The following is a 24,459-nucleotide window of genomic DNA, read 5'->3' as shown; positions in this document are numbered from 1 at the left end:
TTATACGAAGGACATAGACATAAAAAAGTAGACAGTGGGCGCCCACTGTCTACTTTCGGTTTTAATCAACATTAAAATATCTCGCATCTGGGTGAGCAAAGACAATAGCTGAAACAGATGCTTCCGGCTCCATCATAAAGCCTTCTGTTAAACGGACACCAATTTCCTCTGGCTTGAGAAGCTTAAAGAGCTTTTCTTGATCTTCCAGGTTCGGACAAGCAGGATATCCGAAGGAGAAGCGTTGCCCTTGATACTTGGCTGCAAAGCGCTCTTTCATGGTGAAATCAACGGAGTCTGGGAAGCCCCATTGGTCACGCATTTCTTGATGGATCCTCTCAGCGAATCCCTCTGCAAGCTCTAGGGCAGTTGCCTGTAGGGCATGACTTTGCAGAAACTCGCCGTGCTCTTTCAGCTCGGTTGCTTTGTCGCGGACACCAAAGCCGGCTGAAACGACGAATAATCCGACATAATCCATCTCACCGCTATCTACTGATTTCAAGTAGTCAGCAAGGCAAAGGAATGGCTCCTTTTGCTGGCGCGGGAAGGTGAAGCGTTCAATTTCTGTCTGCCGGTCTGCCGGGTCATAAATAATGACGTCATTGCCGTCTGATTGTGCCGGGAAGAACTGGTATAATCCTGATGTTTTTAGCTGGCCTGATTGCAGGAAGCCGTCGACGGTTTCTTTTAAAGCTAGTGCGCGCTCGTCTCTTTCGGCAAGCAGCTTGTCTACTTTTCCTTTTAATCCAAGGTGGTGGCCAATCAATGTCTGCATATTGACATAAGGCTTTAAGTGAGCCACAGGATAATTGCGCTGTACGTGTTTCTGCAGATCACGCGGAACGAAAACCGGTGCATCCTGACGGACGGTCTTTTTTGGCTTCGTCAGTACAGCGACGTTAGAAGCTCTCATTGTTTCGCGGAATGCTTCTGTCTCCTGGCGTTTTTCCTGCTTAGCTTTTAACTCATCCAAGAGAAAGGGCTTTTCATTTTCATTTTGCAGGCGGTTAGCAAGAGACAGTCCATCCATAGCATCTTTCGCATAGAGAACAGGTCCGTTGTACTCAGCAGAGATTTTTGTTTCAGTAAAGCGGCGGGAAAGAGCGGCTCCACCGACAAGGATTGGTAAGTCAATGTCAGCCTCTTTCATATCCTGAGCAGTCAGTACCATCTGCTGGGCTGATTTCACAAGCAGCCCAGACAATCCCACGATATCTGGCTGTTCTTTTCGGACAGCTTCAATTAACTCGGCTGGTGTTACTTTAATACCGAGGTCGACGACTTTGAATCCGTTGTTGCTTAGAATAATATCGACTAAGTTCTTGCCGATATCATGGACGTCACCTTTTACTGTAGCTAAAATCACTTTGCCTTTTCCGTTGTCGTTTTCTTTTTTCTCCATGTACGGCTCTAGGAAAGCAACGGCCGCCTTCATGACTTCAGCACTTTGCAGCACCTCTGCTACAATCAGCTGATTATCGTTGAATAGCCGTCCGACTTCTGCCATCCCTTCCATGAGAGGTCCGTTGATGATATCGAGTGGTGTGTCGAATAAATCAAGTGCTTTCTCCAAGTCGGGGATTAAGCCTTCTTTTGTGCCCTCGACAACGTAGTAGCTCAGCCGTCCTTCGACCGTTTTCGGAATGTCTTCCTCTTTTTTCTCTTTCTTTTTGTCTCGATAGAAGTCAGTAAAGGCAGCTAATGTATCGTCGTTTGTTTCAAATAGAAGCTTATCGGCCATTTTGATTTCTTCTTCCGGAATGGAGGCGAAGCGTTCAAGCTTCTCTGTGTTAACGATTGCATAATCTAGACCAGCCTGTGTGCAATGGTACAGATAAACAGCATTTAACACTTCACGACCAACAGGGGGGAGGCCGAACGACACGTTGCTGACGCCTAGAACGGTCAGTGCGTCAGGCATTTTTTTCTTAATGAGGCGGATACCTTCAATCGTTTCTTCAGCTGAACCAATATACTGTTCGTCCCCAGTGCCAACAGGGAAGACGAGCGGATCAAAGATAATATCTTCCGGTGGAATGTCCCATTTATTAACAAGCAGATCATAGGAGCGCTCGGCAATCTCAAGCTTGCGTTCGCGTGTGACAGCCATGCCTGTTTCATCAATTGTTCCCACAACGACAGCTGCTCCATATTTTTTTACAAGCGGAAGAACAGCATCGAAACGTTCTTCGCCATCTTCTAGGTTAATGGAGTTGATGATCGCTTTTCCTTGTGAATATTTCAGTGCTTTTTCAATGACTTTCTCATCGGTGGAGTCAATGACGAAAGGCACCTTTACCTTTTTTACGACTTCTTTCATAAAGGCTTCCATATCTTCAAGCTCGTCACGGTCAGGGTTCGCTAGACAAATATCAATGACGTGAGCACCGCCTTTTACTTGTGCACGGGCGATTTCAGTCGCTTCTTCAAATTTGCCTTCAACGATCAAGCGTTTGAATTTACGGGAACCGATAACATTTGTACGTTCACCGATAAACAGCGGGCGCATGCTGTCATCATAGACAAGGGGCTCGATGCCGGAGACCACGTGCTCATGTGGTCGCTCTGGACGCTGGCGTGGAGAGACGTCTTCAATAGCTGCCTTCATCGCGCGGATATGTTCAGGTGTCGTGCCGCAGCAGCCGCCGACGATATTCAGCCAGCCTTTTTCAGCAAAGCCTTTAATTTTGCTTGAGAGTGATTCAGGAGATTCATGATAACAGCCATTCTCATCCGGAAGCCCGGCATTTGGATAACAGCTGACATAGCTTTTGGACAGCTCAGACAGCGAACGGATATGGTCTGTCATAAACTCTGGACCTGTGGCGCAGTTTAAGCCGACAGACAGCGGATTAATATGCTCAATGGAAATATAAAAAGCTTCAATGCTCTGTCCGGCAAGGGTCGTACCCATTGGTTCAATGGTTCCGGAAATCATGATAGGAAGCTTTTTGCCGGTTTCTTCAAAAGCTCGTTCAATACCGAGCGTGCCAGCTTTAACATTCAGCATGTCTTGGCTGGTTTCCATTAAAATGACGTCGCAGCCGCCTTCAATAAGAGCTGTAGCCTGCAGTTTAAAGTGGTCGCTGAGCGTATCGAAGTCAACTCCGCCTGTGACAGATAAAGTTTTAGTTGTCGGGCCGATAGCACCGGCTACAAAGCGGGGATGCTCCGGTGTAGAAAACTCATCAGCACATTTTCGTGCAATTTCTGCTGCCCGTCTGTTAATTTCATAAGCCTGGTCCCCTAGTCCATACTCGTCTAGCACGAGGGGAGTGCCGCCGAATGAATTAGTTTCGATAATATCGGCCCCTGCTTCTAAGTAGGCACGGTGAATATGTTCGAGAACATGAGGGGCTGTAATGTTTAAGTACTCGTTACAGCCGTCATATTGTTCTCCTCCAAAGTCTTCTTCAGTTAGATTAGCCTGCTGGAGCATCGTACCCATTGCTCCATCAAGGAAGAGAATTCGTTTTTCTAATTCTTTTTCAATTGGATGTTGTTTGGACATGAGCGATACCTCTTTCATTCAATTTACGGTCTTGTTCTTCGATGTAACGGATTAGTTCAATCGACATTTCATAACGAAGGAAAGGCGTGATTAAGTAGATGCCATTAAATAATCCAGCTGCTGTATCGATCAATTCCTTTGCAATTTTCAAGCCTTCTTGTGCTGCTGCTTCTTTATCGTTTTCATGGGTTTTCATGCGGGCCAGTGTCTCGTCGGACAGCTTAATGCCTGGCACCTCATGATGAAGGAATTCTGCGTTTTTTGAGCTGGTCAGCGGCATAATGCCAAGGAAAATAGGCGTTGGCAGATGCTTAGTCGCTTCGTATACTTCAACAATTTTTTCTTTCGTGAATACTGGCTGTGTAATAAAATAGTCTGCACCGAATTCGATCTTTTTCTCCAGACGCTTTACCGCTCGGTCGATGACACGCACATTCGGATTGAAGGCGGCAGCGACAGAGAAGTTCGTTTTCTGTTTCAGCGGTTTTCCAGAAAAGGAAATACCTTCATTCATCTGTTTGATTAGCTGAATGAGCTCCATGCTCGATACATCATAGACAGAGGCTGCACCAGGGAAATCACCGACCTTCGTCGGATCCCCGGTGATAGCGAGCACTTCATGAAGACCGAGGGTGTGTAAGCCCATTAAATGAGACTGAAGGCCGATTAGATTGCGGTCTCGGCATGTAATGTGAATAAGAGAGCGGACGTTGTGCTCTGATTTTAATAAAGAACCCATTGCCAGGTTGCTGACACGTGGAGAAGCCAGCGAGTTGTCAGCCATTGTTACGGCTGCGATGCCGGTATCCTGCAAGGCCTTTGCTCCTTTAATATAAGCAGCTGTATCTAAATGCTTCGGTGTATCAAGTTCGACAATAATTGTGCGATCTTTTTTTACTTGCTCATAGAGAGGGGCAACAGGAGAAGGCGCAGCTTCTTGAATAATGACCGGTTTTTTCTTTTTCACTTCTTTTTCCCGAACGGGAGCTAGGCCGCTTAATGCTTTCTTCGCCGCCCGGATGTGTTTTGGCGTAGTGCCGCAGCAGCCGCCAATTAAGCGGACGCCTTCTTCGCGGAGCTGAACAGCCGCCCGTCCGAAATAATCTGCTTCTGATTCGTAGACAATCCGGCCATCTTGTACATCAAGCAGGCTGGCATTCGGATAAGCGGAAAGAAATGCGTTTTCGGGCAGCTTCACTTCTTCAAATGCCTGAATAGTGTGATAAGGACCGAGTCGGCAGTTGACTCCGACAATGTCAGCACCAAGCGATTCCAGCTGCTTAAGTGCTTCATTTAAAGGCAGGCCGTTTTGCAATACACCCGGTTCGTGCATAGACACCTGTGCAATAATAGGCAGCTCTGTCATAGGCCGGATGACAGCGAGCACTTTCTCTAACTCTTCCAGATCATAATACGTTTCGAGTAATAGTCCATCGGGCTTTTCGGACAGAAGCGCCTCGGCTTGCTCGCGAACGGCTGCTTCAATCTCAGAAAGAGGAATGCTGCTCTTCTGAATGCCGCGAATGCCGCCGATGGTTCCCAGCACAAACCGTTTTTCAGGGGATGCTGCTCGTTTGGCGATTTGGACAGCTGCCTTATTTAACTCCTGAACCCGACCCTCCATACCGTACCTCGCCAGCTTTACGGCGTTTGCACCGTATGTATTCGTCTGGATAATGTCCGCTCCAGCATGGATATATTCACGGTGAATCTTTTCAATCAATTCAGGATTTGTTGTGTTTAATTCCTCATAGCAGAAATCTACACCATATGAATAAAGGAGAGTTCCTATAGCTCCATCGGCAATCAGCACTTCACTTTGAAGTCTCTCTAATAATGTCATTGTGTACGTCCTTTCTCTAACGCTATAGTCCAAATAAAAAAGCCTTCTCGAGGTAAGAAGGCTGTACATATCTAATGTTTAATCCTTCTTATCTTTCAAACTGCCCGGCAGTTTGCTGGATTTAGCACCTTAGCCATCAGGCGGCTGGTTGCTGAAGCTTCCACGGGCCAGTCCCTCAGCTTCTCTCGATAAGAAATACGCTATTCTTTTAATAGAATAATTGTTCATATCATAGCTTGTTCGTAGAAATTAGTCAATAGAAAATTTAGAATTTTTAAGCTGTGGAACAATGTGGCAGAAGGGCAGGGCACTTTGCGTCCAATGTGTTATTTCTTTAATGATTATTAAAAAAAGGGGGCTGTGAAAGATAAACAGTTTCACAGCCCCCTTTCCTATATGCGAATCGGTCAAGTGGTGATCTTCTGTAAGCTTTTCATGACGTGAAGCGAGCGGCCGGTACCAATAGCTACAGATTCTAAAGGACTTGGAGCAAGATGGACAGGAACGATAATTTCTTCGCTTAACCACTCTTGCATACCATTCAGCAGTGCGCCGCCACCGCTGATGACGATTCCTCTTTCTACAATGTCGCCGCTCAGCTCAGGCGGAGAAGTTTCCAGAGTAGCCCGGATGACTTCTAAAATAGCAAGGAGGGATTCCTTGAGTGCTTCTTGAATTTCGTGAGAGCTTACTTCCACGACCTTTGGAAGGCCAGTCACAAGATCACGGCCTCGTACTTCCATTACCTTCTTGTCATGCTCTATGAGAGCGTAGCCGATTTCAATTTTAATCTTCTCAGCTGTGCGTTCGCCGATCAATAAGTTATACTGCTTGCGAATGTATTGAACGATGTCTTCATCCAGCTTATCACCGCCGATGCGGATGGAGTTGCACGAAACGACGCCTCCATAAGAAATGATCGCTACTTCGCTTGTTCCACCGCCAATATCGACGATTAAGTTAGCGATCGGCTCTTCTACAGGCAGGTCCGCTCCGATAGCCGCTGCTACAGGTTCTTCGATTAAGTGAACGGTCTTTGCTCCGCAGCTTTTAACCGCATCCTGGATCGATTTTCTCTCTACGGAAGTTGCACCGGATGGAACACAAACAACTACACTTGGTTTACGAATATTAAACCCGGCAGCTTTGTTGGCTTTTTTCATTAATCCCTTTAGTAATTCGGAGGTAACATCAAAATCAGCAATAACTCCATCTTTCATTGGCCGCATAGCAGCAATGCGGGCAGGAGTCTTTCCGATCATTTCCTTTGCGTCCGTGCCGATAGCAAGCACTTTTTTTGTTTCAGTGTCAATGGCTACAACAGATGGCTCATTTACAATGATTCCTTTATCTTTACTATAAACAAGTAAATTGGCAGTCCCTAAGTCGATTCCAATCTCTATGTTACCAAACATGTTCATTCCTCCAAATGCTCGTCCTCTATTTTTCTTTATTCATCCAGTATAAAAAGAAAAAAGCTTCCGTGTATACAGGACAAAATACGGAGTTTGCCAATTTCACGGAAAAAATGAGGAACTTATTCTTTGTATATCAATTATAGCTTGATTACCTATTGAAAATAAAGAGAAAAAAAGACAGAAACTAACATAAAAGAGTGGGGAATGTCAATAAGTCTTTATCTTCGCAGGCCAAAGCCTGGAGATTTGTCAACTCTTCTATGTTATCATTTCTGTCTTGTGTATTCACTCTCCTAATGAGGAGAAGAAGCGGATGAGATCCTTGCTGTATTGCTTGCGGGATTTTCGTTGATTGGCCCGGGCAGCGCCTGTTTCATTTAACCATTTTTCCTCTTCGGTTTCCGGCACAACCTCAGGAACACCCGTTGGCCTTCCGTCTTCATCAAGTGCTACAAAGGTGAGAAAGGAAATAGCAGCGATATCTTTCTCGCCGATCAGGAGGTTCTCGGAGACTACCTTTACGAATACTTCCATGCTTGTTGTTCCTGTATAGGACACCATTGCTTCAAGAGTAACAGCATCTCCGCCGCGGATTGGCTTCAGGAAGTCAACAGAGTCAGTAGAAGCTGTAACAACTGGCTTTCTTGCCAGCTTAGTCGCCGCGATGGAAGCAATATCATCAATATAAGCCATGAGCTTGCCTCCAAATAATGTGCCGTGCTGATTCGTATCGGGCGGAAGAACATAGCTTGTTTTTATGGATAAAGTATCCTTCATCTTTTTCTTTTCTCTCAAAACGCTCACCTCTCTTAATTACTTTTACTTAGTATAGCTTAAAATAAATCATTTAAATAAAATGAAAGAATTCAGAATTTTACCTTGTATTTTAATTAATTTTAATGTATAAATATTAATAAGCTGATCAACCGGAGACCGATACTAAAAATGAGGTGGAAACCATGTTAACAATAGAAAAAGCAAAGGAAATTAACATAAAAGGGAAAGATATGCTAAAGCTGATTGATTTCTCTAAAGACACGATTGAGGCGCTGGTTTTGCTGGCGGATGACATGAAGAAGAATAAGGAAAAATACGCTAGTGCCTTGCAGGGACAGCTGCTCGGCATGATTTTCGAGAAGCATTCTACACGGACGCGTGTTTCGTTTGAAGCGGCTATGATTCAATTGGGCGGACATGCGATGTTCATGAGCTCTAATGATTTGCAGCTTGGACGTGGAGAGACGATTGAAGACACTGGAAAAGTCCTTTCTGGCTACTTAGATGGCATTATGATTCGTACACATAGCCATTCTAGAATTGAAGCGCTGGCAGAAGCTGCAACGATCCCGGTAATTAACGGGCTGACTGATTTGTACCATCCATGCCAGGCACTGGCAGATCTGCTAACTGTCTATGAGCTGAAGGGGAAGTTCAAAGGTGTGAAGATGGCCTATGTCGGTGATGGAAACAATGTTGCTCATTCTCTTATGATGGGAGCCGTTATGACAGGGATGGACTTTGCGTTGACAACACCAGCTGGTTATGAAGCGCTGCCCGAAATGAAGGAGATTGCTCAAAAGATCAGTGCAGAAACGGGTTCGACATTGACGTTTACTGAAGATCCTGAAGAAGCAGTTAAAGGAGCAGACTTCATTTATACGGATGTCTGGACAAGCATGGGCCAGGAGGAAGAGGCTGCTAAACGCTTGAAGGATTTTGAGGTTTATCAAGTCAATGAAGAGCTGATGGCTTTAGCTGAAGCGGATTGTAAATTTATGCACTGCCTTCCTGCTCACCGCGGAGAAGAAGTAACCGCAGATGTGATGGATGGTGAAGCATCCGTTGTCTTCCAGCAGGCTGAAAACCGCATGCACGCACAAAAAGCCGTACTATACACTCTAATGAAGAAGTAAAAGAATAAAGGCAGAATAATTGTTTGAGCGGACTTACATAAGTCCGCTTTTTTGGCAGTTCGTGATAAAATGATAGTAAAACCAATGGTATAGGGAGAAGGATGGGGGAGCAAAATGGAGCTTCGACAAATTAAATACTTCATCGAAGTAGCAAAACAGGAACATGTGACAGAAGCGGCTTACCGTTTACACGTGGCCCAGTCGGCTGTCAGCCGTCAAATTGCCAAGCTTGAGGATGAACTTGGCGTTGAACTATTTCTAAGGGAAGGGCGGAATGTAAAGCTCACATTTGCCGGCAAGATTTTCTTGCAGCATATTGAGACAGCTGTGCAGGAAATAGAGCGTGCTAAGGAGGCCGTGGAGAAATATTTAAATCCTGAGGTCGGCAGAATACGCTTAGGTTTTCCCAACTCACTCGCAACAAAAACCTTGCCGCGTGTTATTTCAGCTTTCCGCACTCAATATTCGGATGTAGGGTTTGATTTTCGGCAGGGGTCTAATAAAGATTTGAGAGAGCTTGTAGAATCCGGGGAGATTGATTTAGCTTTCGTATCGCCTGTCCCGGAAGAAACGGCAGAGATCGCTACAGAAGTATTTTTCTCAGAGAAGATGCGTGTCCTGCTTCCTAGCCATCATCCGCTTGCTGAACGGGAGAGTATTGATTTGAGGGAGCTGGCAAGCGACTCATTTGTATTGTTTAGGAAAGGTTATGATTTAAGAAAACTGGTTATTGAAGCATGTGAAGCTGTCAACTTTGAGCCATATGTCGGCTTTGAGAGTGAAGATATTTACACGATTAAAGGGTTAGTTGAAGCAGGACTTGGCGTCAGCTTGCTGCCCGAAACAGTTATCGTAGATCACACACCTCCTGGTACTGTTAATTTGCCGGTCAGGAACCCAGATATTATGAGAACAGTAGGGGTAATTTATACGAAAGTGCGTTCCTTGCCGCCTTCAGAGAAGCTCTTTTATGACTTTCTGATTGGCTATTATAATCGGATCAACCAATTTAGCTTCTAAGAATTCTTTACAGAGGCATAGCTTTCCGGGATATTAATTGAATACGGTTATTGATAGGATAGTCAGTCTAATATGAGGACTGACTATCTTTTTTATTTATACAATTATTAAAAAACAGGGACGAAAAGGGTTAATATGGAAATGTAAATTAGGGTTGGTTTGGCATTGAGCGATTCTTAATACAGGAAGTTCAAATAAACAGCTGCAACAAACTAGTTAGAGAGTGTTTACTTTATGGAGGTGAGGAACTGGTGAGCATCGGAAGTGAATACTTGAAGGCAGTTATGGAAAGGTTTAAAAGCGTAAAAAGTCTTGGGGATAAAACGATCAATCAATTATCCGAAGAGGAAATACACTGGTCTTATAACAGCGAGTCGAATAGTGTTGCTATACTAGTCAAGCATGTAAGCGGGAACATGGTGTCAAGATGGACTGACTTTTTGCATTCAGACGGGGGAAAAGAATGACAGAAACCGGGATGCAGAATTCATAGACGATCGATTGTCAAAAGCAGAATTAAAGAGGCTTTGGGACGAGGGGTGGAGAGTACTTCTCGATACATTAACTGCTTTAAGTGAAGAGGATTTGTTAAAACATATATACATCCGCGGAGAAAGGCATGTGGTATTAGAAACGATTGAGAGGCAGATGGCACATTATGCGTATCATGTCGGGCAGATTGTATACATCGGTAAGCAATTGAAAGGCTGTCATTGGGAGAGTCTCAGTATTCCAAAAGGAAAGTCTGAAGAGTATTTAAGACAAATGCTTGAAAAATATCAAGATACGTAGCATAAAGAAGAAATAAATGAGGACCAGACGCATTAGGGAGCCTGAATGCGTCTGGTCCTTTCGCAGCTATTGCAGCCGCCAAACTTGAATATCATCGTTTGATAACTTCTTTCTGATGAAAGACTTAAATGCCTTCCGCCCAGTTACCGCTGCGGAAAATAGCCTCTCTTTCTCCATCTTCTCTAATACCGTCAATATCCATTTCATCAGAGCCGATCATGAAATCTACATGGGTGATGCTCGTATTTAAGCCGTGACGTTCCAGGTCCGCCTGACCCATGCTCTTTCCGCCTTCAATACAGAAGGCATAAGCGCTTCCGATGGCTAAGTGATTAGAGGCATTTTCATCGAATAATGTATTGTAGAACAAAATATCAGACTGAGAGATAGGTGATTGGTGCGGTACAAGGGCAATCTCTCCTAAGTAGTGGGAGCCTTCATCTGTTTCTACTAGCTTTTTCAGTACTTCCTCACCTTCTTTTGCCTGTACATCCACAATGCGGCCTTCCTCAAAGGTAACCTTAAAGTCATTAATGATGTTTCCTCCGTAGCTGAGCGGCTTTGTGCTGGTCACATAGCCGTTTACACCTGTCTTGTATGGCACAGTAAAGACTTCCTCAGTCGGCATATTAGCCATGAAGGCGTGACCTTCTTCATTCACGCTGCCCGCGCCTACCCAGAGATGTCCTTCAGGAAGGTCAATGGTTAAGTCTGTTCCAGGAGCGGTATAGTGAAGAGAGCGGTATTTCTTCTCATTTAAGTAATCCACCTTTTTGTGAAGCTCTCTATCATGAGCTTTCCAAGCTTCGACAGGATCTTCCGTGTCTACACGCACCGCTTTGAAAATGGCTTCCCATAAGGCAGACACTTGCTCTTCTTTTGGAACGCTTGGGAATACTTTGGCAGCCCAGGCTTCAGAAGGGGCTGCAATGACCGTCCAGCTGACTTTATCAGATTGAATATATTGCCGGTACTTCTGCAGGGATTGACCGGCAGCTTTCTGGAAGTTGGCGATTCTTTCTGAGTCAACTCCCTTCAGCAAGTCAGGGCTAGAGGAGATAATCGACATAAAGGCGGCACCTTGCTCGGCCAGCTCCTCAAGCATTTGTGCGCGCCATTTTGGAAATTCTGTAAAAGCTTCATCAGGAGCCAGGTCATACTTCAACCGTGATACTTGGTCGTCATCCCAGTTCACGACGACATTTTTAGCACCGGACTCGTAAGCTTTCTTGACGACTAATCGGACAAGATCTACAGAATCAATAGAAGTGTTAATGACCAGCGTTTGACCCTTTTGGATGTTTACGCCCACCTTTACGGCTAAGTCTGCGTACTTCTCAAGCATTTGTTTAAAGTTTTCCATATGCGATCTCCTTTTTATTCAAAATTATGAATAAATGTATTGTATCAAGAATAAGGAGAAGCACAAAATTATATGACGGAAAAGTGAACGTTTTCTTTTCGACAGCCGGAGTGTTTTCTTCCCTGGAGAGGTTCGCTATAATTTAAGCGATGAAAAGTGCCGGGGAGAGGGGAAACATCTATGTCTTATCATGTGTTGCTCGTTCGGTTTGCTGCCATTTTTGGGTTTATCGGGGCTATGCTCGGTTCCCATATGGCCGGAGCCGGTTCTTATGCGTTTCGACCTGTTCATGCGCATATTTTAGTTGTTGGGTGGCTTAGTTTGTTTGCTTTTGCAATGTTCTATCGCGTCTATGATGTCCCAAAGGCGTCTAAGCTGGCGGATGCCCACGTATGGAGCGCGATTATTGGCACGGTGGGGCTGACTTCGGGAATGTGGCTGTATAATATGAAGCCGTTGGGGCTTTCCGAAACCTTTACAACCGTCTTTTATATTGTAGGCGGCACCGTTTTGCTAGTCAGCTTTCTGCTTTTTGTCTTTGTTTCTTTTAAATATGGAAAGGATCAGCAAAAATAAAAAAGCCTCCGAATTCGGGGGCTTTTTTATATGAAGAAGGATATAACGATGAAAACCGGGAGAGTTACGAATCCTCTTCAGGTTGATTTAAAAATAAACTGCGCAGCATATCACGGTTGCCGGTTAAATCCTTCAATGTGTATTGATCCAATACCTTTAAGTACGCTTGAAGCGCTTGGAAGAGGACATGTCTTAGCCCGCATTCAGGAGCAATGACGCATTTATTCGTATCAAGATTAAAGCATTCTACCAGGTGAAAATCATCCTCCGTTTGGCGGACCACCTTGCCGATATTAATCTCTTCTGGAGGCTTGGCTAACCGGATACCGCCATTTCGCCCGCGAATCGTTTCGATAATCCCAAGCTTGCCAAGTTCATGGATCACCTTCATTAAGTGGTTCTTGGAAATCTGGTAGGCCTCGGCAATTTCCTTTATGGTGGATAGTTCACCCTGCCGCTTGGCCGCTAAGTAAATTAGTACGCGCAGCGAGTAATCTGTATATAAAGTTAATCTCATTTTTATTCACCACTATTGTTTTCTTAGTTCTATTATATAGAGGAACATCTCCATAATCAAAGATTGTGAACATTTTATTAAACTATCTGAAAACGGATTGCTTATTTGGTGAAATCGGAGTATAAATAAGGTGTATTAAAAATACATCTTTAAAAAATAAAAGATGTATTTAAAATCAATTTTTTAAAGGTTTAAGTAAGTTTTATATGTTTAACATATAAGAGAAAGAACCTTGAAAAAACATTTATTATTAGGAGGGTTTCATATGCTATCCCAACAAACAATTGATATTGTTAAATCTACAGTGCCTGTGCTTGAGAAACACGGAAAGGACATTACGACACACTTTTATCGCATAATGTTTGAGGCACACCCTGAATTACTCAACATTTTTAACCATGCCAATCAGGAAAAAGGACGTCAGCAAACAGCGTTAGCGAATACTGTCTATGCCGCAGGAAAATATATTGATCAGCTGGAAGTGCTTGTACCAGCTGTGAAGCAGATTGCTCATAAGCACCGCAGCCTAGGGGTTAAGCCGGAGCATTATCCGATCGTGGGAGAGTACTTATTAAAGGCAATTAAAGACGTACTCGGAGATGCGGCAACGGACGATATCATCAATGCCTGGGGAGAAGCATATGGAGTAATCGCCCAAGTATTTATTGATACAGAAAAAGAAATGTACCAGCAGGCAAAAGAGCAAGAGGGCGGCTGGAGTGACTTTAAGGAATTCGAAGTAATTGACAAAGTAAAGGAAAGTTCATTGATTACTTCCTTCTATCTGCGGCCAAAGGATGAGGCAGCACTTCCTTCTTATTTACCAGGTCAATACATTACCATTCAGCTTCAGATTCCTGGTGATAAGTATATTGTGAATCGCCAGTACAGCTTGTCTGCTGCGCCAAATGAAGATTACTACCGTATTTCTGTTAAGCGTGAAGCTGATCATACACCCGAAGGAAAAGCATCTAACTACCTGCATGACCATGTTGAGAAGGGGCATACGGTGAAGCTAAGTGCACCAGCGGGTGACTTCCATTTAAATCTGGAAGAAGATACACCGGTTGCGTTAATTAGTGGTGGTGTAGGCATTACACCGATGATGAGCATGCTGGAAACATTGGCAGCAAACAACAGCAAGCGGGAGATCATTTTCATTCATGCTGCCCGTAACGAAGAAGCCCATGCATTTAAAGAGCATACAAAGCAGCTTGTGGATGAACTGGAAAATGCGCGTTCTTATATTGCTTATGGTGAGAAATCTAATAATGAAACAGTTTGCGATGTCGAGGGCCACATTGATGCTGAGTTCCTGAAGAAAGTCATCCCTGCAAACAGCACTTGCTATGTATGCGGACCTGTTCCATTCATGGGAGCTGTCATTGGCCACCTAGGTAAGAATGGTATTCCAGAAGATCGCATTAAATTTGAATTCTTCGGACCTTCCATGGCGCTTGAGCAAGCACAGTAATCACAAATAGTCAGCTGAAAAAGAAAGCAGTCTTCTGATTAGAGAAGGCTGCTTTTTTGCTTTAAATATGACAGTTTTGTGAGGAACGAGGGAGAAATGATTAAAACATCCTTCTTGCTTGTCGATATTAACAATACAGAAATCAACATGTAGGGTGGATGAGCATGGATAAAAGTTCGATTATAGGGATTATTCTCGGTCTGGCAGCTGTCGGAATGGGAATGGTATTTAAAGGAGTAAGTCCGCTGGTTCTAGTGAACCCGGCGGCCCTGCTGATTATTTTACTTGGCACAATAGCAGCGATTACGATTGCCTTTCCTTCAAGTGAATTGAAAAAGCTGCCGAAGCTGTTTGGAATTATCTTTAAAGAGCAGGATATATCGACACCTCAAGAGGTGATTCGTCAGTTTTCAACTTGGGCGGACCTTGCCAGAAAAGAGGGCCTATTAGCGCTCGAAGCGGAAATTGATGAAGTAGACGATCCTTTCTTGCGAAATGGCCTAAGTCTAGCAGTAGATGGTCAAAATGCCGATTATATAAGAGATGTCATGAATGAAGAGCTGGAAGCAATGGAAGAGCGGCATAAAACAGGTGCGAGCATCTTCTCGCAGGCAGGAACCTACGCTCCAACACTAGGAGTATTGGGGGCAGTTGTCGGGCTGATCGCAGCTCTTGGTGATATGAGCAATACGGAGGCGCTCGGTAAGGCGGTTTCTGCTGCCTTCGTTGCGACGCTGCTCGGTATCTTCACGGGGTACGTGCTGTGGCACCCGTTCGCTAATAAGCTAAAAAGAAAGTCTACGACAGAGGTACGAGTGAAGGAGATGATGATCGAAGGTGTACTATCGATTTTAGAGGGAGAGTCTCCACGTATATTAGAGCAAAAGCTATCTTCTTATCTGCCTGCAGAAGAGAAGAGACAATTACTTCAACAGGAAAGCGGCGAGTTGAATGGCTAAACGGAGGAAGAAGCAAGATAACGATCACATTGATGAATCCTGGCTGCTTCCTTACTCAGATTTGCTGACGTTACTGCTGGCACTGTTTATTGTCTTGTTTGCCGCAAGCTCCATTGATGCACAGAAGTTCCAGGTGGTCTCCCAAGTGTTCAACAGTGCCTTCACAACGTTTGAAGGAGGCAGTGGCGTCATGGAGCAGCCTGAGATCGTTCCATCTACAGCTGAGATGGAGAGCAGCATGCCGAGGAGTGAAATGGCTGTTCTGGAGAAGGAAGAGAAAGAGGAACTAACAGAGATACACGGAAAGATGCAAGACTACATTCAAGAAAATCATCTTCAGGATAAAGTGGAGACTGTACTTAGCGGAGAAGGGCTCCTTCTGCGCATCCATGATAATGTATTGTTCGATTCTGGTATATCTGAAATTAGAAAAGAAGATGAGCAGGCAGCAAGGGAGATCTCTCGGCTGTTAGAGATGGAAGTGCCTCGGGCAGTCGTCATTAGCGGCCACACGGATAATGTGCCCATCAAGACACAGGAGTTTGATTCGAACTGGGAGTTGAGTGCTATGAGAGCGGTCAACTTTATGAAAGTAGTATTGGAAAATAAAAAATTAGACCCTCGACTATTTAGTGCCAAAGGCTACGGGGAGTATCAGCCAATTGCTTCCAATGAGACTGCAGAGGGACGATCGAAAAATCGTCGCGTTGAAATTTTAGTATTGCCGCAAGGAACAGAGGAGAACAGCTTGCACACACCTGCTTCAATAGCCGAACCATCATAGATGGTTCGGTTTTTTTCGTTTTTATGTTTAAATAGCAGTGAAGGGGGGAACTTCATAAAGAACCTTTCTGTCCTGCACACACGAGGGCTTGAATAAAAGGCATACATAGAAGGGGAGAGCTATTTGATTACATATCTGTCTAATAAGTAAGCGTATAAGCAAAGAGGAGGAAATTTCTTGGAGAATTTTATAGAGGGAGTAGAAAGGTTTTCCGCCTGGTTATGGGGAATTCCGATCATCGCATTACTGGTCATTTCTGGGGTATACATGACATTTAAATTAGGGTTCTTTCAATTTAGGTACCCAGTTTATATTTTCCAGCAAACATTTGGGAGTATTTTTAAGAAGCCAAAGGGAGAGGGAACGGTTACCCCTTTGCAGGCATTAACCTCTGCTTTATCGTCTACAATCGGGGCGGCGAACATAGTCGGTGTGCCGGCAGCGATTATGTTCGGCGGTCCGGGTGCGGTCTTTTGGATGTGGGTCATTGCTTTAATTGGAATGGCTCTGAAGTTTTCCGAAAGTGTATTGGCGGTTCATTACCGTGAACAAAATGAGAAAGGTGAGTATGTTGGCGGCCCGATGTATTACATGACGAAAGGGCTGAATATGAAGTGGCTTGGTGTTTGGTTTTCCTTCGCTTTAATGATCGAACTTATTCCTAGTATTATGGTGCAAGGAAATTCAGTGGCTTCCACTGTCCAACAATCCTTTAACATTGATGGTCTTTATACCGGAATTATCATTGCTGCTATTGCTGCATTAGTGGTGTTTGGCGGCATTAAGAGAATTGGGCAGGTCACTGAGCTATTCGTACCGTTTATGGCAGCTATCTATGTAGGCGGAGCGCTCATTGTTGTTATCATGAATATTGATCAAGTACCCGGTGTGTTTGCGCTAATTTTTGGTCACGCTTTTCAGCCGATGTCAGCTGTTGGGGGATTTGCAGGAGCGGCTATTGCAGAAACCATTCGCTGGGGATTTGCTAGAGGACTATATTCCAATGAGGCAGGTCTTGGTACAGCCCCTATGGCTCATGCGGCAGCGCAAACAGATCATCCTGTCCGTCAGGGGTTCTGGTCGGTGATCGGGATTGTTGTAGATACATTAGTCGTTTGTACGGCAACAGCGTTTGTTATTCTATCTACCGGCGTATGGACGGCGGAAGGGGCGCTTGATAACTCTTCTGCTTTGACAACGGTTGCCTTTGAAGAAAGTCTCGGTACGTTCGGCAGCTTATTAGTAACGGTTTCGCTGATTTTCTTCGTTTTATCTACGATTATCGTCATTATCTTTTACGGTGCTAAACAAGCAGAATTTCTCTTTAATTGGAAAATTGCTCAGGCAGTGAAGGTTGTATATTTAGTGGCCATCATTCTTGGTGCTGTTGGTGCTGCCCAAACCATTTGGTCCTTCCTGGATCTAACACTCGCGGCCATCCTGCTGCCGAATATTATTGCTATTCTTTTGCTTAGCAATAAAGTAAAGGAATTAAAGAATGAGTTTTTCCGATCAGACAAGTATTATTTGAAGGATATTGGTAAGACTAAGTAAAATGGAACAGGCAATAGTGTGAATAGTGAAAGATCTTCTTCATGTTTAGTCCTCTTATGAGAGGGAAACATACAAGTGTGCATAAAAGGAGTATAGAAGAAAGGGGTTTTAGTATTGAGTAAAAAAATTGCTGTTGTTGTTACAGATATGGTAGAAGATGTAGAATACACAGATCCGGTTAATGCCTATAAGGAAGCAGGGCATGAGGTGGTAAACATTGAGAAAGAAGCTGGAAAGACAGTAAAAGGAAAAAATGGGGAAGCAATCATCACCATTGATAAAGGTATTGATGATGTTTCAGCAAACGACTTTGATGCCCTATTGATACCGGGAGGCTTCTCACCTGACCAGCTCCGTGCGGATGATCGTTTCGTCGCATTTGCCAAGGATTTCATGGATGCCAAAAAGCCCGTCTTCGCGATCTGCCACGGTCCCCAGCTTTTAATTACAGCTAAAGCACTCGAGGGAAGAACAGCAACGGGCTATAAATCTATTCAAGTAGATATGGAATATGCAGGAGCTACTGTGAAGGATCAGGAGGTAGTTGTCTGTCAGGATCAGCTTGTCACAAGCCGAACGCCAGATGATCTTCCTGCTTTTAACAGAGAATCATTAAAGCTTCTTAATCAATAAGCACAAAAAAAGCAGCGAGACAATTGCTGCCTCAGACTGTAGACAAACTCGATGGAAATCGAGCGTCTGCAGTCTTTTTATTTTGCCTGTAAGCGTGTTGATTTCCACTCCAGACGCTTCGCTTTCCGCGGGGCGGGCGGTGAGCCTCCTCAAGCTGCGCTTTGCGGGGTCTCACCTGTCCCGCTGATCCCGCAGGAGTCTGCGCGTCTTCCGTTCCAATCAACAAGAGTAATTAAGTTCACTAAGGAGACTTAAAAAATTGTCCATGCAGGCGATGATTACTTTTGCTAGCATGAATCTTAAGGAAATAGCCAATTGGACTTGGCAAGGTCCAGAGATGGTCTAAATGATGGCCTTGGAGAGGTCCAGTCTGTTTTATAAATAGGGTCAACACTAGTAAAAAGCCGAAAAAGGGTCCGGAATGAGACCATTCCGAGCCCTTTTGTCAACAAACTGAAGCAGCGAGACAATCGCTGCTTTTTTTGTGCTTAAATCGCTTATGCGAAAGATCGATCTTTCGCATAAGTGATTCAAACATGATGCCTTGCCGTTTTTTATTTTTTTAAGTTACCTAATTCTTCTGCAATAGCCTGCATTTCACTTGGACTAAAGTTATTCTTGCTGTTTACATGTTCATAAATCTCTTTCAAATCTTCATAGGATGATTCATTAAAGTGATCAGGTTTAAGGGCGCCAGCATTGACGATTCTAAGCTTTGAGGTGATCTCCTCTATCATGTATTTAATGTTTTCAGGGGACTTTGTAGATAGATCCACGTTCATCCATCCTCTCCGGTATTTTTGTTTCCATCATTCCATTTTTTTTAGTGCTTGTCAATGTGCCTTTTTTCAACATTAAGAATTGTATTGAAAAGAGGGATGTTATAGAAGCAGAAATTGAGATAACTATTTTAGTAAACCCAACTATAAAATTAGTTGACATTAGTAAACTAAAAATTTATTATTTTACATGTATTCAAATAAAAGGATGGGGGAGGAAAGGGATGAAAAGAAAGCTTACTGCCTTAGACATTAGTCTCGCTGGAATGTTCATAGCGCTCATGGCGGTGGGGGCAAATATTACTTCTATTGCACCATTCATGGTCGTTGGGGGCGTGCCAATTACGCTTCAAACCTTCTTTGCTATCTTAGCGGGGGCAGTGCTGGGCAGCCGGCTAGGGGCTGTTTCTATGGGCGTTTATGCGCTTGTTGGACTAGCTGGTGTACCAGTCTTTGCGAAATTTAGCGGAGGGATGTCCGCTATCGTCAGCCCGACCTTCGGGTTTATTCTTTCGTTTGTACTTACTGCTTATGCAGTTGGAAAGCTGACTGAACGAAATCAATCCCTCCGTATGTATGTAGCGGCTTCTCTTGTTGGTATGGTGATTAACTACGTAGCGGGTACCAACTGGATGTATATGGCCTACAAAGTGTGGGCGGCTGCTCCAGAAGGGTTTACCTATTCATTAGCCTGGCTATGGATGTCGGTCCCTTTGCCGAAAGATATTGCTTTGGCCATATGTGCAGGGGTGTTTGCTTACCGACTGGAGCATAGGATTTTAAGCCGAAGCTACTTTAGAACGGTGAGAAAAACTGCTTAAATACATAAGGATGGGGGAGATAAAGATGGATTGGAAGGAACTAGGTCGTTCTGTTCTTAAGGGGTACGAGTTAACGAATAAAGAGGCATTGCAACTATTAAATAGCCCAGATGAGCAGCTGCTTGAGCTGCTGCAAGGGTCATATCTCATTCGTCATCATTATTACGGTAATAAAGTAAAGCTGAATATGATCATGAATACGAAGTCAGGGATGTGTCCGGAAAATTGCGGCTACTGTGCGCAGTCAAGTATTTCTGCGGCTCCTATAGAAAAGTACAGAATGCTAGATAAGGAGGCCATTGTAAAAGGTGCTGAACAAGCGCGCCGGTTAAGTGCGGGAACATTTTGTATTGTGGCGAGCGGAAGAGGGCCAAGCAGCAAGGAGCTCGAGCAGGTAACGGCTGCGGTGAAGGAGATTAAAGAGAGACATGAGGATATGACTGTTTGTGCTTGTCTTGGAATCTTAAAACCTGAGCAAGCGGCAAAGCTGAAAGAAGCGGGGGTGGACAGGTACAATCATAACTTGAACACATCGGAAGATCATCATTCTGCGATTACGACGTCCCATACGTACCAGGATCGTGTTCAAACGGTCGAAGCGGTTAAGAAGCAAGGGATTTCTCCGTGCTCGGGAGTGATTATCGGTATGAAGGAGACGAAGCAAGATGTCATCGACATGGCCAGAAGTTTAAGAGCGCTTGATGCGGATTCCATTCCTGTAAATTTTCTACACGCGATTGAAGGGACACCTCTTGAAGGGACCGATGAATTAAATCCTCGATACTGCTTGAAGGTGCTGGCGCTTATGCGTTTTATCAACCCAACGAAAGAGATACGCATCTCTGGTGGCAGAGAAGTGAATTTACGGAGCCTGCAGCCGCTCGGACTGTACCCGGCAAACTCTATATTTGTAGGCGATTATTTAACGACTAATGGACAGCAAAGCACAGCTGACCACCAAATGCTGAAAGACCTTGGTTTTGAGATTGATCTTGTGAAAGAAGATCAGTTAATGAAAAATTAAAGGCCTGACGCCTGTGTGTTCTTAATATGAACACCTCAGGCGCAGGCCTTCTTTCTCGTGACGGCAATCGATTGTTAAGCAGCTTCTTTTTGTTTCTTCTCTTCTTGAATTGCTTTTAACACTTTCTTTGTTTCGTAGACGACTACCCCGGACAATCCGATTAAGCCGACCAAGTTAGGGAACGCCATTAGGCCATTCATGATATCGGCGAATAGCCAGACTAACTCCAGGCTCGTAACGGCCCCGACAAAGACGGCAGCTACGAAAACAATTCGATAGTACTTTACTACTTTTTTGCTGAATAAGTAAGAGAAGCATTTCTCCCCGTAATAAGACCAGCCAATGATTGTCGATGAAGCAAAGAACAATAGGCCAAGAGCAACAACATAAGAACCGGCACTGCCAAGGAAGTGTTCAAAGGAAGCGCTTGTTAATGCGCTGGCATTAGTAATGCTGCCATATTGATTAGCCATAACGATTGTTAAACCTGTCACAGAGCAGATGAGAATGGTATCGATAAATACTTGTGTCATGGAAACAAGCGCTTGACGGCCGGGCAAGTCAGTTTTCGCAGCAGCAGCTGCAATTGGCGCAGAGCCAAGGCCTGCTTCGTTCGAGAATACACCGCGGGCAACCCCATAACGGATAACAGCTCCGATTGCACCGCCCGCCACTGCTTCACCCGTAAAGGCATCAGTAAAGATTAAAGCAAATGCCGCTGGAATCTCACTAATATTCATAATTAAGACGATAAGACCAGCAATCAGGTAGAAAGCAGCCATAATCGGCACGAAGAAAGCTGTTACCCGTCCGATACTCTTGATCCCACCGAGCAAAACAAGAGCAGCAAAAATAACTAAGATAATACCTGTGATATAAAATGGTACATTAAATGTATCGTTCATCACTCCGGCTACAGCATTGGCCTGTACCAGGTTTCCGATACCAAAGGCAGCACAAGCACCAAAAATAGCAAACAGCACACCGAGCCATTTCTGCTTTAAGCCTCTTTCCAGATAATACATTGGTCCGCCTGACATTTCTCCGTCTTCATCCTGGACACGGTACTTAACAGCTAAAATGGCTTCTGCATATTTAGTAGCCATACCGAAAAAGGCACTAAGCCACATCCAGAAAATCGCTCCAGGTCCCCCAAGAAGAACAGCAGTCGCCACACCGACGATATTTCCTGTTCCGACAGTTGCTGCGAGAGCAGTCATTAATGCCTGGAAGTGAGAGATATCTCCTTCAGAACCCTTGTCCTGACTCTTGCTGAATGCAAGCTTAAGAGAGTAAGGCAGCAATCTTAATTGCAGGAAGCCGAGACGGAAGGTTAAATAAATACCTGTACCAACTAAAAGAATAAGTAATGGCAACCCCCAAATAAAACCGCTGACTGTACCTAATACTTCTGACAATTTCTCCTGCATAACATTCCCCCCTTTTTCTTTATTATATAAGAACATTCAGAAAATAATAGACATTATTTAAAAAAAGAAATACCAGTTTGTCGACAAAAAAGATGAAGAGGAATGATTGTCTGAAAGCGCTAACTCATGATATATGTAAAAATCATACAGCTATCTATACTTTGTAAACCTCTGTTAATTGGAAGGGGAAACACCCGCTCCTATTTCAAGGAAAAAAGGATACAAAAGGAACTCATCCACATTCTGAACAGATGGTTTTTTTTGTAAAAACTACAAACCAAAAGAGGAGAAAGGCATACTATGAAAAAGAAGGAGATCAATATGGAATAAAAGAATAGTATTAAGGGCGATTATACATAAAAGGAAGAAGCGCTTCTATATTTGCCTTACCTCATAGAAGGAACTATTTTTTGAAGGTTTGATGTTTTGCTATTTTACAAACAGGGAATTGGTAAAACAGCTAACCACCAGAGGTGAAAGTATTCACTGTATGAACTATCCAGATATAATAGCTGGTTAGATCTATTTAAAGAAAGGATGAAGATAAAAATGGGTAAAGCTAACTTTTTTACTAAAGCAGCAATCGGTGCAGCAATTGGAGGCGGAATTGCGTTAATGGACCGCCAGACGCGCCAGGAAATGAAGGAATGGGCAATCTATTTATTTGAAATGGCAAAGGATCCGCAAAATTTATCCGAGTCTTCAAAAGAAATCGCCAACCGTGCAAAATCAACAGCTCAGCAAATTAGCCAGGATGTGAATTATATCCGTAACAAGGTTGGTGACCTGAAGGAATTAACGCCAGATGTGAAAGATTTAGTCGATGAAACAAAAACCACATTCCTTCCAGATGGTGAAAGTGCGACGGGCTCTTCAAATAGTTCAGTTACGCACTAGAAGGAGGTGATTTGTTGTCCAGCAGAAAGCCGGGTATAAAGGTATTTCTCAAGCACCTTCTAAGAAGAATAAAAGAATCTAAAGTGACAGATACGGCTGCTCAAATGTCCTACTATTTTCTGTTATCACTCTTTCCCTTACTGATCTTTGCGGTGACCTTGCTGGCTTACTTGCCAATCAACCCGCAGGACTTGTTCAACCTTATTCGTGATTTCGCGCCAGGAGATACAGTCCAGACTGTAGAAGACACATTGAATGAGGTATTGCAGAACCAGCGCGGCGGGTTGTTGTCTTTCGGTATTATTGCCACAATTTGGTCAGCTTCTAACGGAATGAATTCAGTAATCAAAGGGTTAAATTATGCTTATGAAGTCCAAGAAACGCGTCCTTTCTATAAAGCGAGAGGGATGTCCATCTTACTAACGATCGGCTTGATTCTTGTTATAGCAGCCTTTCTTATTCTTCAAGTATTTGGTAAGCAAATTGGATTGTTTGCTTCTGAATATTTAGGTGTATCTGAGCAATTTTTAACGATTTGGACTTGGATTCGATGGTTAATTCCGCCGTTGCTGCTGTTTGCAGTATTTGCTGGAATTTACTATTTTGCACCTAACTTGAAGGTAACCTATAAGGCAGTTATTCCAGGAGCGATTTTTGCCGCCGTTGGATGGGTCTTAGTTTCTCTAGGTTTTTCTTTCTATGTCAATAACTTTGGAAACTACTCTGCCACTTATGGAAGCATTGGAGGGATCATTATTTTAATGATCTGGTTCTATCTATCAGCCATTATCATCCTGATTGGCGGAGAAATTAATGCGTTAATGAATGAATTAAAAGGCCGTACTGTCTAATAAAACGAAAACCGCCAGAGAGGAAACTCTCTGGCGGTTTTCACGTTGTTGAAAAACAACTTAGTCAAGAAAACCCTGGTGAATTCTCACCGGGATTTTCACTTTTTTTGAATTGTTAAACGGAATCTTCTATAATATGAGAAGTGAGGTGGAGACCAATTTTCTGTAAAGAGCGGAGTTTGGCCCACTTTTTCAAGTTTTGTATGATGGCGGTCATCAAAACTTGCGTTTTCACTTTTTGAACTCCACGGTAACGTGCATAGCGCAGACTGTGGAGTTCTTTACTGTGTGCAAAGCTTAATT

The 24,459-nt window shown here is 43.8% G+C and carries 22 protein-coding genes, 1 pseudogene and 1 riboswitch; of the genes and pseudogenes, 14 read left to right on the top strand and 9 right to left on the bottom strand.

Annotation, left to right across the window (positions count from 1 at the left end; all coding sequences use genetic code 11):
• Positions 1 to 61 precede the first annotated feature (61 nt).
• The 4 genes from metH to QY97_RS07080 all read right to left on the bottom strand — a co-directional run bounded on the left by metH (position 62) and on the right by QY97_RS07080 (position 7,546).
• The gene (gene metH, locus QY97_RS07095) at positions 62 to 3,508 is read right to left on the bottom strand and encodes a methionine synthase (RefSeq protein WP_039234906.1); all 3,447 of its coding nucleotides are present in this window, start codon (positions 3,506 to 3,508) and stop codon (positions 62 to 64) included.
• The gene (locus tag QY97_RS07090) at positions 3,486 to 5,351 is read right to left on the bottom strand and encodes a bifunctional homocysteine S-methyltransferase/methylenetetrahydrofolate reductase (protein ID WP_039234904.1); all 1,866 of its coding nucleotides are present in this window, start codon (positions 5,349 to 5,351) and stop codon (positions 3,486 to 3,488) included. The genes metH and QY97_RS07090 overlap by 23 nt, the downstream gene beginning before the upstream one ends.
• Before the next feature lie 85 nt (positions 5,352 to 5,436).
• A riboswitch (SAM riboswitch) is annotated at positions 5,437 to 5,546 on the bottom strand.
• Positions 5,547 to 5,758: 212 nt separating this feature from the next.
• Positions 5,759 to 6,766, bottom strand: coding sequence for a rod-share determining protein MreBH (mreBH, locus tag QY97_RS07085; RefSeq protein WP_039234903.1), 1,008 nt, complete (start codon positions 6,764 to 6,766; stop codon positions 5,759 to 5,761).
• A gap of 288 nt (positions 6,767 to 7,054) precedes the next feature.
• Entirely contained in the window at positions 7,055 to 7,546 is a 492-nt protein-coding gene (locus tag QY97_RS07080) for an acyl-CoA thioesterase (RefSeq protein WP_039235035.1), read from the bottom strand.
• Between the two features lie 182 nt (positions 7,547 to 7,728).
• On the opposite strand from QY97_RS07080, the gene argF reads away from it, so the two are divergent.
• The 3 genes and pseudogenes from argF to QY97_RS07065 all read left to right on the top strand — a co-directional run bounded on the left by argF (position 7,729) and on the right by QY97_RS07065 (position 10,494).
• Entirely contained in the window at positions 7,729 to 8,682 is a 954-nt protein-coding gene (gene argF, locus QY97_RS07075; protein WP_039234901.1) for an ornithine carbamoyltransferase, read from the top strand.
• A 114-nt stretch (positions 8,683 to 8,796) separates the two neighbouring features.
• A complete protein-coding gene (locus QY97_RS07070) occupies positions 8,797 to 9,702 on the top strand; it encodes a LysR family transcriptional regulator (protein ID WP_039234900.1) in 906 nt (301 codons plus the stop codon).
• Positions 9,703 to 9,953: 251 nt separating this feature from the next.
• Positions 9,954 to 10,494 (top strand): annotated as a pseudogene (locus tag QY97_RS07065) (DUF1572 family protein).
• A gap of 124 nt (positions 10,495 to 10,618) precedes the next feature.
• On the opposite strand, the gene QY97_RS07060 reads toward QY97_RS07065, so the two are convergent.
• Positions 10,619 to 11,857 (bottom strand): aminopeptidase, encoded by a 1,239-nt coding sequence (locus QY97_RS07060; protein ID WP_039234895.1) that lies wholly within the window; start codon positions 11,855 to 11,857, stop codon positions 10,619 to 10,621.
• A gap of 180 nt (positions 11,858 to 12,037) precedes the next feature.
• Here QY97_RS07060 and QY97_RS07055 point away from each other — a divergent pair, with 180 nt between their 5' ends.
• Entirely contained in the window at positions 12,038 to 12,433 is a 396-nt protein-coding gene (locus QY97_RS07055; protein ID WP_039234893.1) for a hypothetical protein, read from the top strand.
• Between the two features lie 64 nt (positions 12,434 to 12,497).
• On the opposite strand, the gene QY97_RS07050 is transcribed toward QY97_RS07055, so the two are convergent.
• Positions 12,498 to 12,950, bottom strand: a complete 453-nt coding sequence (locus QY97_RS07050) for an RrF2 family transcriptional regulator (RefSeq protein WP_039234891.1) — start codon at positions 12,948 to 12,950, stop codon at positions 12,498 to 12,500.
• Positions 12,951 to 13,215: 265 nt separating this feature from the next.
• On the opposite strand from QY97_RS07050, the gene hmpA reads away from it, so the two are divergent.
• The 6 genes from hmpA (at position 13,216) to QY97_RS20400 (ending at position 18,609) form a co-directional block, all read left to right on the top strand.
• Positions 13,216 to 14,424, top strand: a complete 1,209-nt coding sequence (gene hmpA, locus QY97_RS07045; protein WP_039234889.1) for an NO-inducible flavohemoprotein — start codon at positions 13,216 to 13,218, stop codon at positions 14,422 to 14,424.
• Between the two features lie 164 nt (positions 14,425 to 14,588).
• Complete coding sequence (gene motA / locus QY97_RS07040) at positions 14,589 to 15,383, top strand: flagellar motor stator protein MotA (protein ID WP_039234882.1); 795 nt, start codon at positions 14,589 to 14,591, stop codon at positions 15,381 to 15,383.
• A complete protein-coding gene (motB, locus tag QY97_RS07035) occupies positions 15,376 to 16,167 on the top strand; it encodes a flagellar motor protein MotB (protein WP_039234880.1) in 792 nt (263 codons plus the stop codon). The genes motA and motB overlap by 8 nt, the downstream gene beginning before the upstream one ends.
• 177 nt (positions 16,168 to 16,344) lie before the next feature.
• On the top strand, positions 16,345 to 17,721 hold the full coding sequence (locus QY97_RS07030; protein WP_039234878.1) for an alanine/glycine:cation symporter family protein: 1,377 nt from the start codon (positions 16,345 to 16,347) through the stop codon (positions 17,719 to 17,721).
• A gap of 114 nt (positions 17,722 to 17,835) precedes the next feature.
• Positions 17,836 to 18,354, top strand: a complete 519-nt coding sequence (locus tag QY97_RS07025; protein ID WP_039234876.1) for a type 1 glutamine amidotransferase domain-containing protein — start codon at positions 17,836 to 17,838, stop codon at positions 18,352 to 18,354.
• 51 nt (positions 18,355 to 18,405) lie between these two features.
• A complete protein-coding gene (locus tag QY97_RS20400) occupies positions 18,406 to 18,609 on the top strand; it encodes a hypothetical protein (protein ID WP_156994588.1) in 204 nt (67 codons plus the stop codon).
• A 299-nt stretch (positions 18,610 to 18,908) separates the two neighbouring features.
• On the opposite strand, the gene QY97_RS07020 is transcribed toward QY97_RS20400, so the two are convergent.
• Entirely contained in the window at positions 18,909 to 19,130 is a 222-nt protein-coding gene (locus QY97_RS07020) for a DUF1128 domain-containing protein (protein ID WP_039235033.1), read from the bottom strand.
• Positions 19,131 to 19,357: 227 nt separating this feature from the next.
• On the opposite strand from QY97_RS07020, the gene QY97_RS07015 reads away from it, so the two are divergent.
• A complete protein-coding gene (locus tag QY97_RS07015) occupies positions 19,358 to 19,954 on the top strand; it encodes a biotin transporter BioY (protein ID WP_039234868.1) in 597 nt (198 codons plus the stop codon).
• A gap of 25 nt (positions 19,955 to 19,979) precedes the next feature.
• Positions 19,980 to 20,978, top strand: a complete 999-nt coding sequence (bioB, locus tag QY97_RS07010) for a biotin synthase BioB (protein ID WP_039234866.1) — start codon at positions 19,980 to 19,982, stop codon at positions 20,976 to 20,978.
• 74 nt (positions 20,979 to 21,052) lie between these two features.
• Here bioB and QY97_RS07005 read toward each other — a convergent pair whose 3' ends face one another.
• Positions 21,053 to 22,408 carry an alanine/glycine:cation symporter family protein gene (locus QY97_RS07005; protein ID WP_039234864.1) on the bottom strand — a complete coding sequence of 452 codons (1,356 nt, stop codon included), beginning with the start codon at positions 22,406 to 22,408 and terminating at the stop codon, positions 21,053 to 21,055.
• A 549-nt stretch (positions 22,409 to 22,957) separates the two neighbouring features.
• On the opposite strand from QY97_RS07005, the gene QY97_RS07000 reads away from it, so the two are divergent.
• Complete coding sequence (locus QY97_RS07000; protein WP_039234861.1) at positions 22,958 to 23,305, top strand: hypothetical protein; 348 nt, start codon at positions 22,958 to 22,960, stop codon at positions 23,303 to 23,305.
• A gap of 14 nt (positions 23,306 to 23,319) precedes the next feature.
• Entirely contained in the window at positions 23,320 to 24,156 is an 837-nt protein-coding gene (locus QY97_RS06995; protein WP_175286624.1) for a YihY/virulence factor BrkB family protein, read from the top strand.
• 115 nt (positions 24,157 to 24,271) lie between these two features.
• Here the strand turns inward: QY97_RS06995 and QY97_RS06990 are convergent.
• Positions 24,272 to 24,459, bottom strand: a 188-nt coding sequence (locus QY97_RS06990; RefSeq protein ID WP_039234857.1) for a transposase, incomplete at its 5' end; no start/stop codon positions are given.

This window comes from Bacillus thermotolerans (assembly GCF_000812025.2).
Taxonomy (GTDB): Bacteria; Bacillota; Bacilli; order Bacillales; family Domibacillaceae; genus Quasibacillus; species Quasibacillus thermotolerans.
The sequence above is the reverse complement of the archived record's forward strand: the minus strand, read 5'-3'. Positions and strand labels throughout refer to the sequence as shown.

What these genes read in the sequence shown, in the direction of transcription:
- QY97_RS07070 (WP_039234900.1), top strand. Translation starts at nt 8,797, where the DNA reads ATGGAGCTTCGACAAATTAAATACTTCATCGAAGTAGCAAAACAGGAA.
- motB (WP_039234880.1), top strand. Translation starts at nt 15,376, where the DNA reads ATGGCTAAACGGAGGAAGAAGCAAGATAACGATCACATTGATGAATCC.
- QY97_RS07080 (WP_039235035.1), bottom strand. Translation starts at nt 7,546, where the DNA reads ATGAAGGATACTTTATCCATAAAAACAAGCTATGTTCTTCCGCCCGAT.
- QY97_RS07055 (WP_039234893.1), top strand. Translation starts at nt 12,038, where the DNA reads ATGTCTTATCATGTGTTGCTCGTTCGGTTTGCTGCCATTTTTGGGTTT.
- metH (WP_039234906.1), bottom strand. Translation starts at nt 3,508, where the DNA reads ATGTCCAAACAACATCCAATTGAAAAAGAATTAGAAAAACGAATTCTC.
- bioB (WP_039234866.1), top strand. Translation starts at nt 19,980, where the DNA reads ATGGATTGGAAGGAACTAGGTCGTTCTGTTCTTAAGGGGTACGAGTTA.
- mreBH (WP_039234903.1), bottom strand. Translation starts at nt 6,766, where the DNA reads ATGTTTGGTAACATAGAGATTGGAATCGACTTAGGGACTGCCAATTTA.
- QY97_RS07000 (WP_039234861.1), top strand. Translation starts at nt 22,958, where the DNA reads ATGGGTAAAGCTAACTTTTTTACTAAAGCAGCAATCGGTGCAGCAATT.
- motA (WP_039234882.1), top strand. Translation starts at nt 14,589, where the DNA reads ATGGATAAAAGTTCGATTATAGGGATTATTCTCGGTCTGGCAGCTGTC.
- QY97_RS07090 (WP_039234904.1), bottom strand. Translation starts at nt 5,351, where the DNA reads ATGACATTATTAGAGAGACTTCAAAGTGAAGTGCTGATTGCCGATGGA.
- QY97_RS07005 (WP_039234864.1), bottom strand. Translation starts at nt 22,408, where the DNA reads ATGCAGGAGAAATTGTCAGAAGTATTAGGTACAGTCAGCGGTTTTATT.
- QY97_RS20400 (WP_156994588.1), top strand. Translation starts at nt 18,406, where the DNA reads ATGGAAATCGAGCGTCTGCAGTCTTTTTATTTTGCCTGTAAGCGTGTT.
- QY97_RS07060 (WP_039234895.1), bottom strand. Translation starts at nt 11,857, where the DNA reads ATGGAAAACTTTAAACAAATGCTTGAGAAGTACGCAGACTTAGCCGTA.
- argF (WP_039234901.1), top strand. Translation starts at nt 7,729, where the DNA reads ATGTTAACAATAGAAAAAGCAAAGGAAATTAACATAAAAGGGAAAGAT.
- QY97_RS07015 (WP_039234868.1), top strand. Translation starts at nt 19,358, where the DNA reads ATGAAAAGAAAGCTTACTGCCTTAGACATTAGTCTCGCTGGAATGTTC.
- hmpA (WP_039234889.1), top strand. Translation starts at nt 13,216, where the DNA reads ATGCTATCCCAACAAACAATTGATATTGTTAAATCTACAGTGCCTGTG.
- QY97_RS07050 (WP_039234891.1), bottom strand. Translation starts at nt 12,950, where the DNA reads ATGAGATTAACTTTATATACAGATTACTCGCTGCGCGTACTAATTTAC.